We start from the raw sequence: 16,223 nt of genomic DNA on the forward strand, positions 1-16,223 counted from the left end.
CTCGGCGAAGGCCGGGGGGAGACCTGCGAGCGGAAGCGGGAGTTCGGGGCCGGTACGGGGGTCGCCTCGCGGCGGGGTGCTCGACACGGCTCCAGCCGGACTGGTGTTCCGTGAAGGCTTGGGGTGAGGCCCGGGGACTCCTCCGTACCGACACCCGCTACAACGCCCCGCGCCCGCCGGTGTTCCCCGACGTGACCCGGCTCATGCGAGGCGAACCCGCGGGCCGAGGGCCGAGGGCCGAGGGCCGAGGGCCGCGAACCCGAGGGCCGCGAACTCGCGGGCCGCGAACTCGCGGGCCGAGGGCCACCGTCACGGCGTGACGGTGGCCCTCGTCCCTCACTCCTCGACCTTCGGGGTCGCGCGGACTCCCGTGTGCAGGTACCGCTCCCCCGTCGGCAGCGTGTAGAACGTCACCGAGATCCACGACTTCGCCCCCGGCTGCCGGTGGACGAACTGCGAGCCACCCAGCGGGATCAGGTCGTGCTCCATCGTCGGTTCCGGGACCAGCTCGGCGATCGGGCCCGTGATCGTCTCGCGCATCCGCAGACCCGGCTCGCCCGGGAAGACCTCGATCCGCATCGACGCCCGCTCGTAGACCCCCGCGAACTCCTCGACGTCGACAGCCGGGGGCTCCGGAGCCGGGGAAACCGGGCGGGGCATCGCCACGCCCGCCAGCTCGGCGAAGATCTCGCGGTACAGCTCTTCGTACAGGTCACGCGTGTTGCCGCCGTTGGTGAGCAGCGTGACCGCCAGTCCCTGCTCCGGCAGGACCCGCAGGAACGCCGACTGCCCGATCGTGTTGCCGTCGTGGCCGATCACGCGGTGGCCGTCCGAGTCGAAGCGGATCCAGCCGAGGCCCCACGAGTCGCCGAGCGTGTGCTTGTCCGGCATGTCCGCCTGCCACTCGGTCATCGCCGCCGCCGAGGCCTCGGACAGCACCCCGCCGCCACCGTCCAGGTGCATCCGGGCGAACGTCAGGACGTCCGCCACCGGTGCCGTGATCAGCCCGGCCGGGCCCGCCGAGCGCGGCAGGCCCCACGCCGGCGCGGGCTGGGGCTCGCCGTCCCCGGCCGCGACGTGGCCCATCGCCGCGCGGTGCAGCAGCGCCTCCTCGGGCAGCGTGCCCGTGCGCGTCAGGCCGAGCGGGGTGAACAGCCGCTCGCGCAGGGCCGCGTCCCAGGTCTTGCCGGTCAGCTTCTCGATCACCCGGCCGGCCAGCACGAACCCCGAGTTGCAGTAGGACAGTGTCGCCCCGAGCGGGTGGGTCAGCGCGACCTGGTCGAGCAGCGCGGTGAACTTCTCGACGCAGTCGTCGCCGCGGCCGGTGTCGGTGAAGACGTCGCCGTCGATGCCGCTCGTGTGGGTCAGCAGGTGCCGCAGCGTCACCTGCTTGGTGACGTCGGGGTCGGCCAGCCGCAGCTCGGGCAGCACGTCGGCGATCGGCGCGTCCAGCTCCACGAGCCCCTCGTCGACGAGCTGCATCGCCACGGTGGCCGTCCACACCTTGGTGATCGAGCCGATCTGGAACACCGAGTCGTCGGTGACCTCGACGCCGGTGGCGGTGTTCAGCACGCCGCAGCTGGCGAGCACCTGGTTGTCGCCGCGCAGGATGCCCAGGGCCGCCCCGGGCACGCGGTGCTTGCGCGCGAGCTCGGTGAGCCGCCGCCGCCAGTGCGCGGCGTCGACCGGCACCCGCACCGGCTGGCCCGGCTCCCCCGCGTACTGCGAGACCCAGTCCACGATGCGGCGGTTGAAGTCCACGCGGTGCGACGGCTTCCCGTCCAGGATGAACAGGTGCGACGCGCCGGGGTAGAGCACCATCCGGGTCGGCACGCCCTGCTCGCGCAGCGAAGCGAACCACTGCTCGGCCTGCCCGACGGGGCAGCGCTCGTCGTCGGCGCCGTGCACCACGAGCGTCGGCGTGCGTACCTTTTCCACCTGCGCCAGCGGGGAAAGGGCCGCGTAGTGCGCCCGGTTCTCGGCCGGCAGGGCGCCGAGCTCGGCGACGCCGAGGTAGTGGCCGCTGTCCGACGTGCCGGCCATGCTCACCGCGTCGCTGACCACCCCGCCCGCGACCGCCGCGGCGAACCGGTTGTCGCGGCTGGTGAGGTAGCAGGTCATGTAGCCGCCGTAGCTGTAACCGGACACAGCGAGCCGCCGCGCGTCCGCCAGCCCTTCGGCGACGAGCTGGTCCAGCGGCTCGAGGAAGTCCTTGGCGTCGGCCACGCCCCAGGCGCCGACCGCCGCGGTGTAGAACGCTTCGCCGTAGCCGTCGCTGCCGCGCGGGTTGAGCAGCAGCACCGCCCAGCCCCGCGCGACGAGCTGCTGGTGGTAGAGGTGCACGGCGTCGGCGGTGCCGTTCCACGCGTTGTGCGGGCCGCCGTGGATGTCCAGCAGCAGCGGCAACGGGCCGGTGCGGGCCGGGTCGCGCAGCAGCCAGCCGGGCACGACCGTGCCGTCGGAGACGGTGAACTCCCGTTCCTCGTGGGTGAACGGCTCGAGGTCGGCGACACCGTGCGCGGTCCGCACCGCCACCGAGCCCGAGGTGACGCCGACCGTCGCGATCTCGCCGTACGACGACGGCGTGGCCAGCACGATCGCCGCCGTGTCCCCGGCGACCGACATGCCCGCCACGGCGTTCCCGGCCCCGCCGAAGACGAGCCGCGGCGCGTCGCCCCCGGCGCCGGTCGCGTACAGGTGGGTGTAACCGCGGTCCCGGACGCAGAACAGCACGGTGTCGCCGATCACCTGCGGGAGCGCGCCGGGGTAGCCCGGCCCGCCCGGCATCACGTTCCGGTCCAGGGCGGCCAGATCGACGGTTTCCCCGCCGTCCAGGGGGATCCGCAGCAGCCCGAGGTGGCCGGGGGCGGTGTCGCGGCGGCCGACGGCCAGCAGCGCGGCGCCGTCCGCGGCCCAGGTGACCGCGGCGCACATGCCGTCGCCGGCACCGACCGGCCGCGGCTCGGCGGTGCGGTCGCCGGGCTCGACGACGTAGGCGCCGGACCGGAAGGTCAGGTCGGAGTCGGCGTCGGGCCCCGCGGGGAAGGCCAGCCGCTCGCCGTCCGGCGACCACGCCGGGTCACCCGCGTGCCAGTCCCCCGACGTCACCTGCCGGACCTCGCCGGTGGCGACGTCGAGGACGTGGACGTGCTTGCGCAGCGTCCGCAGCAGCCCGGCGCCGTCGGCCTTGAAGTCGAGCCGGTCGGCGACCACCGGGGCGCCCGCGCGGCGCGCGCGGGCGGCGTCGTCGTCCCCCTCGTCCGCGGCGAGGTCGACCGGGGCGGAGAAGGCGATCTCGGCGCCGTCCGGGCGCCACACCGGCGTGCCCGCGCCGAGCGGGAGCGAGGTGAGCCGCTCGGGTTCGCCGCCGTCCGCGGGCAGCAGCCACAGCTGGGCCGGGCCGTCCTGGGCGCGCAGGAACGCGATCCGCGTGCCGTCCGGCGACCACGCGGGCGCCACGTCGGTGGTCCCGCGGGTGAGCCGCCGCGCCTCGCCGCCGCCGGTGGCGATCCGCCAGAGCGACCGGGTGTCTTCGTCGGCGTCGCGGTCGGCGGTGCGCAGCACGTAGACGATCCGGGCGCCGTCGGGCGAGATCGCCGGCTGCTCGGGGAACTCGAAGGCGTACAGGTTGTCGGTGCCCGGACGTCGGGTCATGCGGATCTCCTTGTGGGATAGCGGTCTCACGCGGCGAAGTGGCACGCCGCCCGGTGGGGACGGCGCGGGGCGTCGTCGGCCGGGTCGGCGTCGGCGCAGACGGTGCGGTCGGGGTGCACGAGCGGTCCGATCGGGCACCGCGGGTGGTAGCGGCAGCCGGCGGGCGGGTGGTGCGGGTCGGCGGGTTCGGTGTCGGCGAGGGCGTCGTCGCCCGGGTCGTCGAGCAGGCCGCGGTGCGCGGAGGGCGCCGCGGCCAGCAGGTCCCGCGTGTACGGGTGCCGCGGGTCGGTCAGCACCTGCTCGGCGGGCCCGGCTTCGACGATCCGGCCGAGGTACATCACCGCGACGACGTCGCTGACGTACCGCACCACCGCGAGGTTGTGCGAGATGAACAGCATCGACAGCGCGAGCCGCCGCTGCACGTCCCGGACGAGGTTGAGCACGGCGCCCTGCACCGAGACGTCGAGGGCCGAGGTGATCTCGTCGGCGATCAGCACCTTCGGCTGCCCGGCGAGCGCGCGGGCGAGCGCGACGCGCTGGCGTTGCCCGCCCGAGAGCTGCCCGGGCAGCACGGCGGCGCGTCCGGGGTCGAGGTTCACCAGTTCGAGCAGCCGTGCGACCTCTTCGCGCCGGGCCCGGCGGGACGTGCCCCTCGGCATCGCCTCGGTGATCGACTCGCCGACGGCCATCCGCGGGTCGAGCGACGAATACGGGTCCTGGAACACCATCTGCAGCGGGCGGCGCCGGGGCAGCCGCCGCACGTCGACGCCGTCGAGCAGCACCCGGCCGGCGCTGATCGGCGCGAGCCCGGCCGCCGCCCTGGCGAGGGTCGACTTGCCGGACCCCGACTCGCCGACCAGGCCGACGACCTGTCCGGAAGGGACGGTCAGGCTCACCCCGTCGACGGCGGTCAGGCTCTTGCCGTAGCGGACGCTGACCGCGTCGAACCGCAGCTCGCTCATGCGCACGCCTCGCTGACGCTCGGCGCGGCCTGAGCGGCCGGCGCAGTGTCGAATGATTCGTTCGCAGGCTCACTCATGCGGCACCTTCCTCATGGGACTGTCCGGAAAGGACCCTGACGGTGGCGTCGTGCGGGTGCCAGCACGCGACCCGGTGGCCGTCCGCCGCCCGCTCGAGGAGCGGGTCCTCGGCCCGGCACCGGTCGCTCGCCCGCGGGCACCGCGCGGCGAACGCGCAGCCCGTCGGCACCTGGTCCGGTTCCGGCGGGCGGCCGGGGATCACGGCCAGCGGCTCGTCGCGGTCGGTCTCGAGGTCCACCGTGGTGGCCAGCAGGGCCCGGGTGTACGGGTGCCGCGCCGCGCCCGGCAGCGCCGCGGTCGGCAGGTCCTCCACCACGCGCCCGGCGTACATCACGAGCATCCGCTCGCAGGTCTGGGAGACGACGGCGATGTCGTGGCTGATGAGCAGGATCGCCGCCCCCTCGGTTTCGCGGGTGCGGGCCAGCAGCCGCAGCACCTGCCGCTGCACGGTGACGTCCAGCGCCGTCGTCGGCTCGTCGGCCACGATGAGCTTCGGCTCCCCCATCAGCCCCATGCCGATCATCGCCCGCTGCCGCATGCCGCCGGAGAACTCGTGCGGGTACTGCCGGGCGCGCCGCCGGGCGGCCGGGACGCGCACCGCGGCCAGCCGGTCGACCGCGCGGGCGAACGCCTCGCGCCGCGACAGGCCGTGGTGCTGCTCGGACACCTCGGCCAGCTGCCCGCCCACCCGGCGGGCCGGGTTGAACGACGTCATCGGGTCCTGGAACACCATCGCCAGCGACGTGCCGAGCTCCCGGTCGGACGCGGCCGCCAGGGACTTCCCGGCGAACTCCAGCCGGTCGGCGGTGACCACGCCGGGCGCCTCGATCAGGCGGGAGACCGCCAGGGCGGTCAGGCTCTTGCCGGAACCGGACTCGCCGACGACGCCGATCGCCTCCCCCGCGCGGACGCTGAAGCTGACCCCGCGGACCGGGACGGTCCACCCGGCCGGACCGGGAAACGCCACCCGGAGGTTCTCGACGACGAGCACGGCATCGGCGGCGGGCTCGGCGGCGACCGCGGGCCGGGCAGCCGGGAGCGGCCCCGCCGCGCGCCGCGTCGCGCGCGTCCGGACCCCGACGACGGCCGCGACCGTCTCCCCCACCAGGTTGAACGCGAGCCCGGCGAGCACCACCGCCGCCGCGGGCGCGAGCGCGGCCGCGGGGTTGACGTAGACGCCGTCCAGTCCTTCCCGCAGCAGCCGGCCCCAGTCGTAGTCCGGCGCCTGCACGCCGATCCCGAGGAACGACAGGCCGGCGAAGGCGAGCAACGCCGAGCCGGCCCCGATGGTCGCGTTCACGACGAGCGGCTCGCCGATGTTCGGCAGGACGTGCCGGGTCAGCAGCCGGAGCCGGCCGACGCCGGAAATCCGCGCCGCGTCGACGAAATCGCGCCCGCTCACCGACGCCGACAGGGTCTGCACCAGCCGGGCGAACGCCGGCGCCATCGCGAACGCGATCGCCAGCACCGCGCCGTGCGTGCCGACGCCGAAGATCACCGCGAAGAACAACGCCAGCAGCAGGCCGGGGAACGCGACGGCGATGTCGACCACCGCGACCAGCAGCCGGCCCGCCCACCGGTGCAGGACCGACGGCAGCGTCCCTAGGACGACCCCGGTGCCGACGCCGATCGCGGTGGCGAGCACCGCGAGCCCGATCGACAGCCGGGTGGCGACCAGCGTGCGGAGCACGAGGTCGCGGCCGAGGGAGTCGGTGCCGAACGGGTGCGCCCCGGACGGACCCTGGCCGATGGCGTCGGTGTCGATCGCGGCGGCGCCGTCGCCCCACAGCAGCGGCGCCACCACCGCCAGCACGACGACCAGCGCCAGCAGCCCCGCCGAGCACGCCCCCACGGGGGTGCGCACGGCCGCCACCCAGACCGAACCACGTCGTCGCGCCATGTCAGCTCTCCCGAATCGCCGAGCGGGGGTCGAGCACCCCGAGCACGACGTCGACCAGCAGGTTCACCAGCAGCACGCCGACGCCGTAGACCAGCACGATCCCCTGCACCAGCGGGTAGTCCTTGCCGACGATCGACTGCACGATCGTCGAGCCGAGGCCGGGCCAGGCGAACACGTTCTCCACCAGGACCGTGCCCGCCACCATCGCGGTCAGCATCAGCCCGCCCAGGGTGAGCGACGCGGTCAGCGCGTTCGGCAGCGCGTGCCGGACGTACACCAGCCGCGCGGGCAGCCGTTTCGCCCGCGCGGTGCGGACGAAGTCGGCGCCCAGCACAGCCAGGAGCTCGACCCGGATGATGCGGGCCAGCACCGCCGACGGCCCGATCGCCAGTGCCGCCACCGGCAGCACGTACGCGCTCGCGCCGTCGGCGCCCGCCACCGGGAACCAGCCGAGGCCGACGGCGAGCAGCGCGACCAGCCCGACCCCCACCAGGAACTCGGGGACGGCGGCGAGGAGCACGCTCGCCGACGTGAACGCCAGCTCCCCGCCCCGGCGGCGGCCGCCGCGGGTCAGCACCGCGAAGCAGACGCCGACCGGGACCGCGACGAGAACCACGACGGCGAACGCCAGCACCGCCAGCTGCAGCGTCGACGGCAGCCGGTCGCCGATCACCTGCGTCACCGGCTGCCCGCTCATCATCGACGTCCCGAGGTCGCCGGTGACCAGGCCGCGCAGGTAGTGCCCGTACTGGACCCACAGCGGGTCGTCCAGGCCCAGCGCGTGCCGCCGGGCGGCGACCAGCTCGGCGGGCGCGGTCATGCCGAGCGCGGCCCGCACCGGGTCGCCGGGGACCAGGTGGATCATCAGGAACGCCGCGGTGAGCAGCGCCCACAGCGAGACGGCGAACCGGACCAGCCGCCGCGCGGCGAACGCCGGCCACGGGCCGCCGCGGCTGGTCCGGACGGCCGCCGTCGCGGTGGTCACTTCGCGTACATCCGGACCGAGGACGGCACCAGGCTGCCCTGGCTCAGCGCGAACTTCGCGCCGCTGCCGTAGATCGGCACGACCGAGTCGAAGTAGGGCACCGCGTCGACCCGCTTGACCAGCGCCGTCTCCGCCGCGTTCCAGTCGGGGCAGCTCGCGTCGCCGGACAGCGACGCCGCCCGCTGGGCGGCCTGCTCGTAGCCCGGGTTCGCGATGTGCGCGAAGTTCGTCCCGTCCGGTGCCGCCGGCCCGGAGACGAACGGCACCAGCTGGCTCGGCAGCGCGAACCCGACCGGGCCGAGCGACACCTCCCACTCGCCGGTGCCGAAGAGGGCCTGGTTCAGGCCCGGGCTGTCGACGGCCTTGAGCGTGACGTCGGCGCCGAGCGCCTTCCACGTCTGCTGCACCAGTTCCGCGGTCGGGGCCATCGTCGGGCCGAGCTGCGTGCCGTAGAGGACGGTGAGGGCGAGCCGCTTGCCGTCCTTGGCGCGCACGCCGTCCGGGCCGGCCTTCCAGCCCGCGGCGTCCAGCGCGGACGCCGCCGCGGCCGGGTCGTGCGCGGGCAGGTTGCCCGTGACGGTGTCGCCCGAGCACACCTTCGGCTCGGCGGTGATCATGCCCTGCGACGCCCGGCCCGCGCCGCTGGTCAGGACCTTCCCCAGCTGCGCGAGATCGAGGGCCTGGGTGAGCGCGCGGCGGACGGCTTCGTCCTGGCCGGGCCGTCCGCCGGCCTGGTTGTAGAAGATCTCGCCCAGCGGCGCCAGGAAGTCCGCGTGGAACAGCTTGCGCGCCTCGAGGCGCTGCCGGTCGGGCCCGTTGATCGCGGCCCCGTTCAGCTCGCCCGACAGCAGCAGGTTGGACGCGGTCGTGGTGTTCGGGATGACCCGGACGACGACCTTGTCGGGCAGGCCCGGCTCCGCCTTCCAGTCGCCGGGGCCCCACGTGTAGTCCTTGCGGCGGGTGAGCGTGTAGTGGTCGTTCGGCACGACCTCGGAGATCGCGAACATGCCCGTGCCGCTCTCGCCCTTGGCCAGGAGCTTGCGGTCGCCCATGCCCTTGGCGCAGGCGATCGGCAGCGAGCCGACGTTGCGCAGCAGGAACGCGTCCGGCTTCCCGCTGGTGACGGTGACCGTGCGGGCCGCCTCGTCGGCCGTCGCCTTGGTGCCGGGCGCGATCGTCAGCCCCGCGATCGGCGACTTGTTGGCGGGGTCGCCGACGAAGTTCACGTTCGCGGCGACGTCGGCGGCGGTCAGCGGGCCGCCGTCCGAACACGTGACGCCCGGGCGGAGGGTGAACGTCGCGGTCGTCGTCGTGGCGTCCCACTTGCCCGCCAGGCCGGCGACCGGCTTGCCGTCGCCGGACAGCCCGAGCAGGGAGTCGTAGAGGAACAGGTCGAGCTGGATCGCCACCGAGAACACCGTCATGTGCGGGTCGATGGTGCCCGGGTCGGAGCCGATGGCGAAGCTGAACGTCTTGCCGTCCACCGGGGTGCCGTCCCCGGCCGCGGCGCCGCCCGATCCTCCGCAGGCGGTCGCGGTGAGGGCGAGCACCCCGAGCAGGACCGCCGCCGTCCGTGTCTTGGTCATGGGGTTTCCTTCCGCAGGTGGTGCACGGCGAGGCGGGCGGCCTCGCCGATCGCCGCGTCGACGGCGGGCTGCCGCTCGGCCAGGGAGTCCGCGCGGGTGAAGACGGCGACGGCGAACCGGCGGCCGTCCGGGCAGGACACGACGCCGGCTTCGTTGCGGACCGCGGGCAGGGTGCCCGTCTTGGCCGCGATCGCGACGTCGGAGGGGAAGCCGGCCGAGAGCCGGTGCGGCCAGATCTGCCGGGCCATCATCGAGCGGACCCGTTCGCACGCCGCCGGATCGCCGGCGCGGTCGGTCCACACGGCGTCGAGCAGCGTGGTCGTCTCCCGGGGCGTGGACGACGTCGTGCGCTCCGGGTCGAGCACGGCGAGCTTCCGGATCTGCTCCGGCGTCGCGCCGGCGAACACGGTGTCGAGGTCGTCGTCCTCGCCGGCCCCTAAGTCGGCGAGGACCGAGGCGAACAGGTCTTCGCAGCAGCCGATCAGCCGGGTGCGGTGCAGGCCGAGGTCGGCGAGGACGCGGTCGACGGCGTCCTGCCCCACCCGGTGGTAGACGACGTCGGTGGCGGCGTTGTCGCTCATGGTCAGCATGAACAGCGCGAGGTCGCGCCAGCTCAGCTCGACGTCGTCGGCGCAGCCGGCGGTGCCGATCCCGCCGATGCGGTAGCGCTTTCCCACGCGGGTCCGCGCGGTTTCGTCCAGCCGTCCCGCCACGACTTCCCGCGCGTAGGCGACGGCGACCGGGATCTTGAACACCGACGCCAGCACCACCGGGTCGTCCGCGCCGACGGCCACCTCCGGCCCGCCGCCGATCTCGCGCGCGTGCAGGAATCCCCGCGCGCCCGCCGCGGCGAACACCCCGGCGATCTCCTCTTCGACAGCGGTCACGCGCTCACCCGCCGATCGGCCCGGCCGGTGTGCAGGTACAGCGCGCGGCCCGTGCCGTCGTCCCCGACGAAGGCGTGCGGCAGGTACCGGCCCTGCATCGGCTCGGCCAGGATCAGCGTGTCGCCGTTGAGCGCGACCAGTTCCGCCCGGTCCGGCTTGGACAGCTCGGCGAAGATCCCCTTGGGGACGCGCTCCACCCAGACCCGGCCGTCGTCGTCCTGGCTGACCACGATGTCCGCCACGGACGAGGAGTACTCACCCACGTAGCGCGAGGCGTCGACGCGCGGCGCGGCCGGGTCGGGCACCGGCGGCGCGGCGAGCTCGATGCCGGTGAGCTCCTTCAGGACGTGCCCGACGACCTCGGTGTAGACGGCGATCGGGTTGCCGCCGTTGGTCAGCAGCGCCACCGCGACGTCGTGGTCCGGGGCGACCCGCAGGAACGCCGACTGGCCGATCGTGCCGCCGTCGTGGCCGACGACCGCGCCACCCGGCCAGTCGTAGAGCGACCAGCCGAGCCCCCACGCCGTGCCCATCAGGCCGAGATCGGGCAGCTCCACCACGCGCTCGCGCATCGCGCGGGCGCTTTCCGCGCCGAGCACGCGGGTGCCGTCCGGGCCTTCGCCGTCCTTCAGGTGCATCGCGGCGAACCGCACGAGGTCGCGCGGCCGCATCGCGAGCATCGAGCCGGCCGGGGCGTTGGACGGCGTCAGCGCCCAGGTGCCGGCCGGTTCGGGGTCGGCGCCGGGTGACGGCGTGAGGTGCCCGAGCGCGGCGCGGAACCGGATCGCCTCGTACGGGCTCGCCGCGACGTGCGTCAGTCCCAGCGGCGTGAACAGGTGGTCGGCGAGGCAGTCGCCGAAACTCTTGCCCCGCAGGACCTCGACGATGCGGCCGAGCACGCAGAACGCGGCGTTGTTGTAGGAGAACATCTCGCCGGGGGCGAACAGCTGGGGCACGTCGCCCAAGGTGGCGACCAGCTTCTCGACGCAGTCGGCGCCGCGGCCGGTGTCGGTGAAGATGTCGCCCTCGAAGCCGGCGGTGTGGCACATCAGCCGGCGGACGGTGATCGCCGCGGCCGCGTCCTCGTCGGCCAGCACGAACTCCGGCAGGTACGTCCGCACCGGCCGGTCGAGGTCCAGCACGCCTTCGTCGACGAGCTGCATCGCCAGCGTGGTCGTCCAGACCTTGGTGATCGAACCGATCTGGAACAGCGAGTCCACGTCCGCCTCGACGCCGGTGCCCTTGTTGAGCACGCCGGCCGCGTGGTCGGCGATTTCGCCGCCGGCGTAGACCGCCACGGAAGCGCCCGGCACCCGGTGTTCGGCCAGCAGGGCGGGGAGGCGGCGTTCGAGCCAGGCGGCGATCTCGGTGAGTTTCGACATGGTTGCCTCTCGTTCGGATGCGCTAGGCGGCGAGCCAGGACTTCGCGGTGGTGACCTCGGCCAGCCGCTCCGGGATCGGGGTGACGCCGAGCCCCGGCCCGGACGGCACGGGCAGCCGGCCGGCTTCGAGGACGAACGGCTCGGTGATGTCGGTGCGGTAGAACCGGTCCGACGCCGACGTGTCGCCGGGCAGGGTGAACCCGGGCAGCGAGGCGAGGGCGACGTTGGCCGCCCGGCCCAGCCCGGTCTCGATCATCCCGCCGCACCACACCGGGATCCCGTGCGCGACGCAGACGTCGTGCACCCGCCGCGCCTCCAGGTAGCCGCCGACCCGGCTCGGCTTGATGTTGACGATCCGGCAGGCGCCGAGCTTGATCGCGTCGGCGGCCGACCGCGCGGACACCACGGACTCGTCCAGGCAGATCGGCGTCCGCAGGTGCCGCGCCAGCTCCGCGTGGCCGAGCACGTCCTCCTCTTCGAGCGGCTGCTCGATCAGGAGCAGCCCGAACGGGTCGAGCCGCTGCAGCTGCGGGACGTCCGACAGCGTGTACGCGGTGTTCGCGTCGACCTGCAGCAGGATGTCGTCCCCGAAGCGCTCCCGGACCGCGCGCACCGGCTCGACGTCCCAGCCCGGCTCGATCTTCAGCTTGATCCGGAGGTACCCGGCGTCGAGGTAGCCGCCGACGACGTCCAGGAGCTTCGGGATCGTGTCCATGATGCCGACGGAGACCCCGCACGGCACCGAGTCCGTTGTGGACCCCAGTGCGGTGCCGAAGGACACGCCGTGCGCGCGCAGCTCGGCGTCGAGCACCGCCATCTCCAGCGCGGCCTTGGCCATCCGGTGGCCCTTGAACTTCGCCAGCAGCGGCGCGACCTTGTTCGCCGTCAGGTCCCCGGCCGCGAGGAGCGCCGGCACGAGGAAGGTGCGCAGCACGTGCTCGACGCCGTCGACGTACTCCGAGGAGTAGAGCGGGTCGACCATCGCCCCGCACTCGCCCCAGCCCTCGCCCTCGGACGTCACCGCGCGCAGGAGCAGCAGCTCGCGCTCGGCCTGCGTGCCGAACGACGTCCGGAACGGCGCCACCAGCGGCATCCGGACGCGCAGGAGTTCCACACCACTGAGTTTCACGACCGCTCCCTCGCGACCACGTACCAGCCGGCACGATCGAATCCGGTGACCGAGGCGCCGTCGGCCATCAGGCCGCCGAGCACGTCCCGCAGCGCGACCCGCCACGCGCGGCCCCGCTCCGGGTCGGCGCGCCGGAGCGCCTCGATGTCCGGCGGCACGGCGACGAGCACGACCGGCCCGTCGGCGGGACCGGTGACCGGCGCCCCGCCGGGGCCCGCCGCCAGGGCGACCGCGGCCCCCCGGTTCCTCAGCGCCGCCGCGTCCACGCGGGCCGGGGCGCCGGCGGCGGCCGCCCGCACGGGCGGGCTCGTCAGGTCCCAGGCGACCATGAGCCGGTCGGTGTCGCCCGCGCCGTTGATGCCGTCGTGCATCGGGCCGTAGAAGTCGGGCAGGTAGTGCCGCGGGCGGGCGGCGAGCTTCGTCAGGTTGAAGTGGGCGTTGCGCCGCACGAGCGGGTCGAACGTCCAGGAGATCTCCCCGACGTCCTGGCGCAGCGCCCACGCGCGCTGGTGCAGCTTGAGCGCGAAGCCGATCCCCCGGCCGTGGCCGGTCGTCGCGACCCCGGCGATGTGGCTGTGCAGTCCCCCTTTCGGGGGTCCGCCGAAGAACCCGAAGCAGGCGCCGAGCAGCTCGGGACCGTCGAACGCGCCCGCCACGTAGTTGCCGGCCGAGACCATGGCCCGCAGCAGCTCGGCCGTCACGGGCTGGTTGCCGGGGGCGGGGCGCCAGATCGACTCGAAGAGCCGGGTCACGGCGGTCAGGTCGGCGACCTCGGCCAGGGTCCGGACCTCGACCCCCGAGGCCGTGGCGGCGGTGGCCGCCGCGGCGGCCGCCTCGTCCCGCAGCGGCGGGGCAGTGTTCGTCACGACTTCTGTCACGCCGACCATCCTTTCCGGACTCCCGGGGCGCGTCACCGTTGTCCCGCACCGGATCGGCCGGGCGCGTTCGTCGCGGCGGACGAACTTCCCCTGTCCAGGACGGCTTCGGCGAGCGCGATGAGCAACGCCGTCCGCCGGGCCAGCTCGGCGACGACGACGTGTTCGTCGTCGGCGTGGGCGCCGCCGCCGACCGCGCCGAGGCCGTCGAGCGTCGGAACGCCCAGTCCCGCGGTGAAGTTGCCGTCCGACGCGCCCCCGACCGCGGCCTGGGCGAGCGGCCCGAAGCCGAGGCCGGCGGCGAGGTCGTTCGCGAGCTCGAACAGCGCCGCCGACGCGGGCGCGTCCAGCGGTGGCCGGTTGATGCCGCCGGCGATGCGGATCCGCGCGCCGTCCAGCACCGGCCGCAGGCCGCGCACGGCCCGGTCGACGCGGTCCTGCTCGGCGGTGTCCCAGACCCGCGCGTCGACCGCGACGCTCGCGGCGGCCGGCACGGTGTTGGTGGTGGTCCCGGCGCTCAGCGCGGTCGGGACGACGGTGGTGCCCCGGGCCGGATCGGCGAGCGCGGCCACCGCGAGGATCTGGTGGGCGACCTCCACACCGGCGTTGACGCCCTTCTCCGGCTCGAGCCCGGCGTGCGCCGCGCGGCCCTCGACCTCGATCCAGTACCGGGAAACGCCCTTGCGGCGGGTCTTCAGCGCCCCGCCGTCGGCCGAGGCTTCGAGCACGAAGACCGCTTCGCAGCCCTGGGCTTCCTCCTCGATGAGCGGGCGGGACAGCGGTGAGCCGATCTCCTCGTCGCCGGTGATCAGGATCGAGAGGCCGGTGCGGTCCGGCAGCGCCGCGGCGGCGTGCAGGGCCATCACCACGCCGGCCTTCATGTCGAAGCAGCCGGGTCCGCGCAGGACGCCGTCTTCGACGGAGAACGGGTGCGTCCGCAGGGATCCCAGCGGCCACACGGTGTCGTGGTGGCCGAGCAGCAGGACGCGTGGCTCGCCGAACCGCCAGCGCAGGTGCGTGCAGCCGTCGGTGACGAGGCGTTCGGGCTCGGTGCCGAGGAGGCGGCGGCCGATCGCCGCGACGGCTTCGGCGCTGCGGGCGACGGCGTCGAGGTCCTCGGACGGCGATTCGCAGCGGACGAGCGCCTCGATGTCGTCGATCACCGGGGCTCACCCCGCAGCGGCTGCCCGGGCAGGGCGTCGGGGTCGAGGTTTCCGTCGCGCACCACGGGAACTCCGGCGACGTACAGGTGGCGGACGCCGGTCGAGGGCCGGGTCGGGTCGGCGTAGGTGGCGGCGTCGGTGATCCGGCCCGGGTCGAGGACGACGACGTCCGCGTCCGCTCCGGCGCCGAGGTGGCCCTTGCGGCGGGCGGCGGGCGCGACCTCGTCGAGGAGCCGCGAAGGCAGGTAGGAGCAGCGGCGGAACGCCTCGAGCCAGCTCCACGCCCCGGTTTCGCGGACCATCAGGCGCAGGGTCTTCGCGAAGGTGCCGGAGGTCCGCGGGTGCGTCGAGCCGCCCGGCGGCAGCGGCCACCCGGTGCTCTCGGTGCGGCCGTCCGGCCAGTAGACGGGCATCGCGTCGCTGGCGACGACGGCGTCGGGGAAGGCGAGCGCCTGGTGCAGCAGCCCGCGTTCGCGGGGATCGGTTTCGTCGAGGAACTCGAGGAGGCAGGGCGCGGCCGGGTCTTCTCGCCGCAGCTGACGCAGGCGGGCTTCGTCGCGGACGCGTTCGCCGGTTTCGAGGATCACCACGCTCGACGGGCGAAGTCCCTTCATCCGCAGGCGTTCCGGCTCGATGAAGGCCGCGCCGACCGCGGTGCTGCCCGCGCCGTACGGGTAGGCCTCCACGGTGACGCGGGACCCCTCGCCGCGGGCCGTTTCGAGCGTGGCGAGGACGCGGTCGATGTGGTGGCCGGAGGTGCTGTTGACGTGGCAGTGGTGCATCGCGGCGCCGGTCTCCCCCGCGGCGGCGACGATCTCCACCGAGCCGTCGACCGGGATGGCGGGGTCGACCTCGACCAGCTCGCGGACGTGGGTGTAGGTCGGCACGCCCGCCTTCGCGGCGAGGTGGGCCACGGCCAGGAACTCGCCCGGCTCGGTTGTCGGCGCGTAGCCCATCAGGATGCCGATGCCCAGGGCGCCCCGGGCGAGTTCGGCGTCCAAAAGGGACAACCAGGCGGCCAGTTCCGTCGGCGAGGAACTCCGTTGCCACCGCGGGTTTCCGAGCACGGCGAGCCCGCTGTCGATGCTGGCGTCGGGTTCGATGCCGGCGAGCACCTGCGCCCGGGCGGCACCCCAGGAGGCCGAGAAGCCGTAGTGCAGCGGCCGCCCGGCCGCGGCGGCCTCGGCGTAGGCGCGGTCGACGGGCATCAGCCCGGCTTCGAGGTCGAGGGCGGTGGTGACGCCGTCCATCGCCTGCAGCCGCTGCCCGGCGACGGAGTGCACGTGGCTGTGCAGGTCGACGAACCCGGGCCCGACGACGAGCCCGGTGACCTCGACGACCGTCGTCCCCGGCGGCGCTTCGAGCCCGGCCCCGACGGCTTCGACGCCGCCGCCGGCCAGGAGCACGTCGGCGACGCCGTCGAACCCGGTCCCGGGATCGATGACCCGGCCGCCCCGCAAGAGTGTCCGCAACTCCCCGCCTCCTCGTCGTCGCCGATCGAGGTGACGTTAGGAGGGTTTGGCGCGGCCGCGTTGGTGCGGGACGACGAATCCCGGCGGGTGCATCCATCCGCCCGGACGAACCCGGCGCGAGCGGCGTTCGCGTGGAGGCGGCGATTCCGA

At 74.5% G+C, this 16,223-nt stretch carries 11 protein-coding genes; all 11 read right to left on the reverse strand.

What is annotated here, in order from left to right:
* Positions 1 to 336: 336 nt before the first annotated feature.
* Entirely contained in the window at positions 337 to 3,654 is a 3,318-nt protein-coding gene (locus tag ACH54P_RS08135) for a serine hydrolase (protein ID WP_489911720.1), read from the reverse strand.
* Positions 3,655 to 3,680: 26 nt separating this feature from the next.
* Entirely contained in the window at positions 3,681 to 4,616 is a 936-nt protein-coding gene (locus ACH54P_RS08140; RefSeq protein ID WP_489911721.1) for an ABC transporter ATP-binding protein, read from the reverse strand.
* Between the two features lie 73 nt (positions 4,617 to 4,689).
* The gene (locus tag ACH54P_RS08145; RefSeq protein WP_489911722.1) at positions 4,690 to 6,594 is read right to left on the reverse strand and encodes a dipeptide/oligopeptide/nickel ABC transporter permease/ATP-binding protein; all 1,905 of its coding nucleotides are present in this window, start codon (positions 6,592 to 6,594) and stop codon (positions 4,690 to 4,692) included.
* A 1-nt stretch (position 6,595) separates the two neighbouring features.
* A complete protein-coding gene (locus ACH54P_RS08150; RefSeq protein WP_489911723.1) occupies positions 6,596 to 7,579 on the reverse strand; it encodes an ABC transporter permease in 984 nt (327 codons plus the stop codon).
* Positions 7,576 to 9,165 (reverse strand): ABC transporter substrate-binding protein, encoded by a 1,590-nt coding sequence (locus ACH54P_RS08155; protein WP_489911724.1) that lies wholly within the window; start codon positions 9,163 to 9,165, stop codon positions 7,576 to 7,578. Before ACH54P_RS08155 ends, ACH54P_RS08150 begins: the two co-directional genes overlap by 4 nt.
* On the reverse strand, positions 9,162 to 10,052 hold the full coding sequence (locus tag ACH54P_RS08160) for a serine hydrolase (protein WP_489911725.1): 891 nt from the start codon (positions 10,050 to 10,052) through the stop codon (positions 9,162 to 9,164). The genes ACH54P_RS08155 and ACH54P_RS08160 overlap by 4 nt, the downstream gene beginning before the upstream one ends.
* A complete protein-coding gene (locus tag ACH54P_RS08165; RefSeq protein WP_489911726.1) occupies positions 10,049 to 11,434 on the reverse strand; it encodes a serine hydrolase domain-containing protein in 1,386 nt (461 codons plus the stop codon). The genes ACH54P_RS08160 and ACH54P_RS08165 overlap by 4 nt, the downstream gene beginning before the upstream one ends.
* Before the next feature lie 22 nt (positions 11,435 to 11,456).
* A complete protein-coding gene (gene menC / locus ACH54P_RS08170) occupies positions 11,457 to 12,563 on the reverse strand; it encodes an o-succinylbenzoate synthase (protein ID WP_489911727.1) in 1,107 nt (368 codons plus the stop codon).
* Positions 12,560 to 13,450, reverse strand: a complete 891-nt coding sequence (locus ACH54P_RS08175) for a GNAT family N-acetyltransferase (protein ID WP_489911728.1) — start codon at positions 13,448 to 13,450, stop codon at positions 12,560 to 12,562. The genes menC and ACH54P_RS08175 overlap by 4 nt, the downstream gene beginning before the upstream one ends.
* A 23-nt stretch (positions 13,451 to 13,473) precedes the next feature.
* On the reverse strand, positions 13,474 to 14,601 hold the full coding sequence (locus tag ACH54P_RS08180; protein ID WP_489911729.1) for a M20 family metallopeptidase: 1,128 nt from the start codon (positions 14,599 to 14,601) through the stop codon (positions 13,474 to 13,476).
* Entirely contained in the window at positions 14,598 to 16,073 is a 1,476-nt protein-coding gene (locus tag ACH54P_RS08185; RefSeq protein ID WP_489911730.1) for an amidohydrolase family protein, read from the reverse strand. Before ACH54P_RS08185 ends, ACH54P_RS08180 begins: the two co-directional genes overlap by 4 nt.
* Positions 16,074 to 16,223 lie beyond the last annotated feature (150 nt).

It is taken from the genome of Amycolatopsis sp. N2S4-7 (assembly GCF_058119595.1).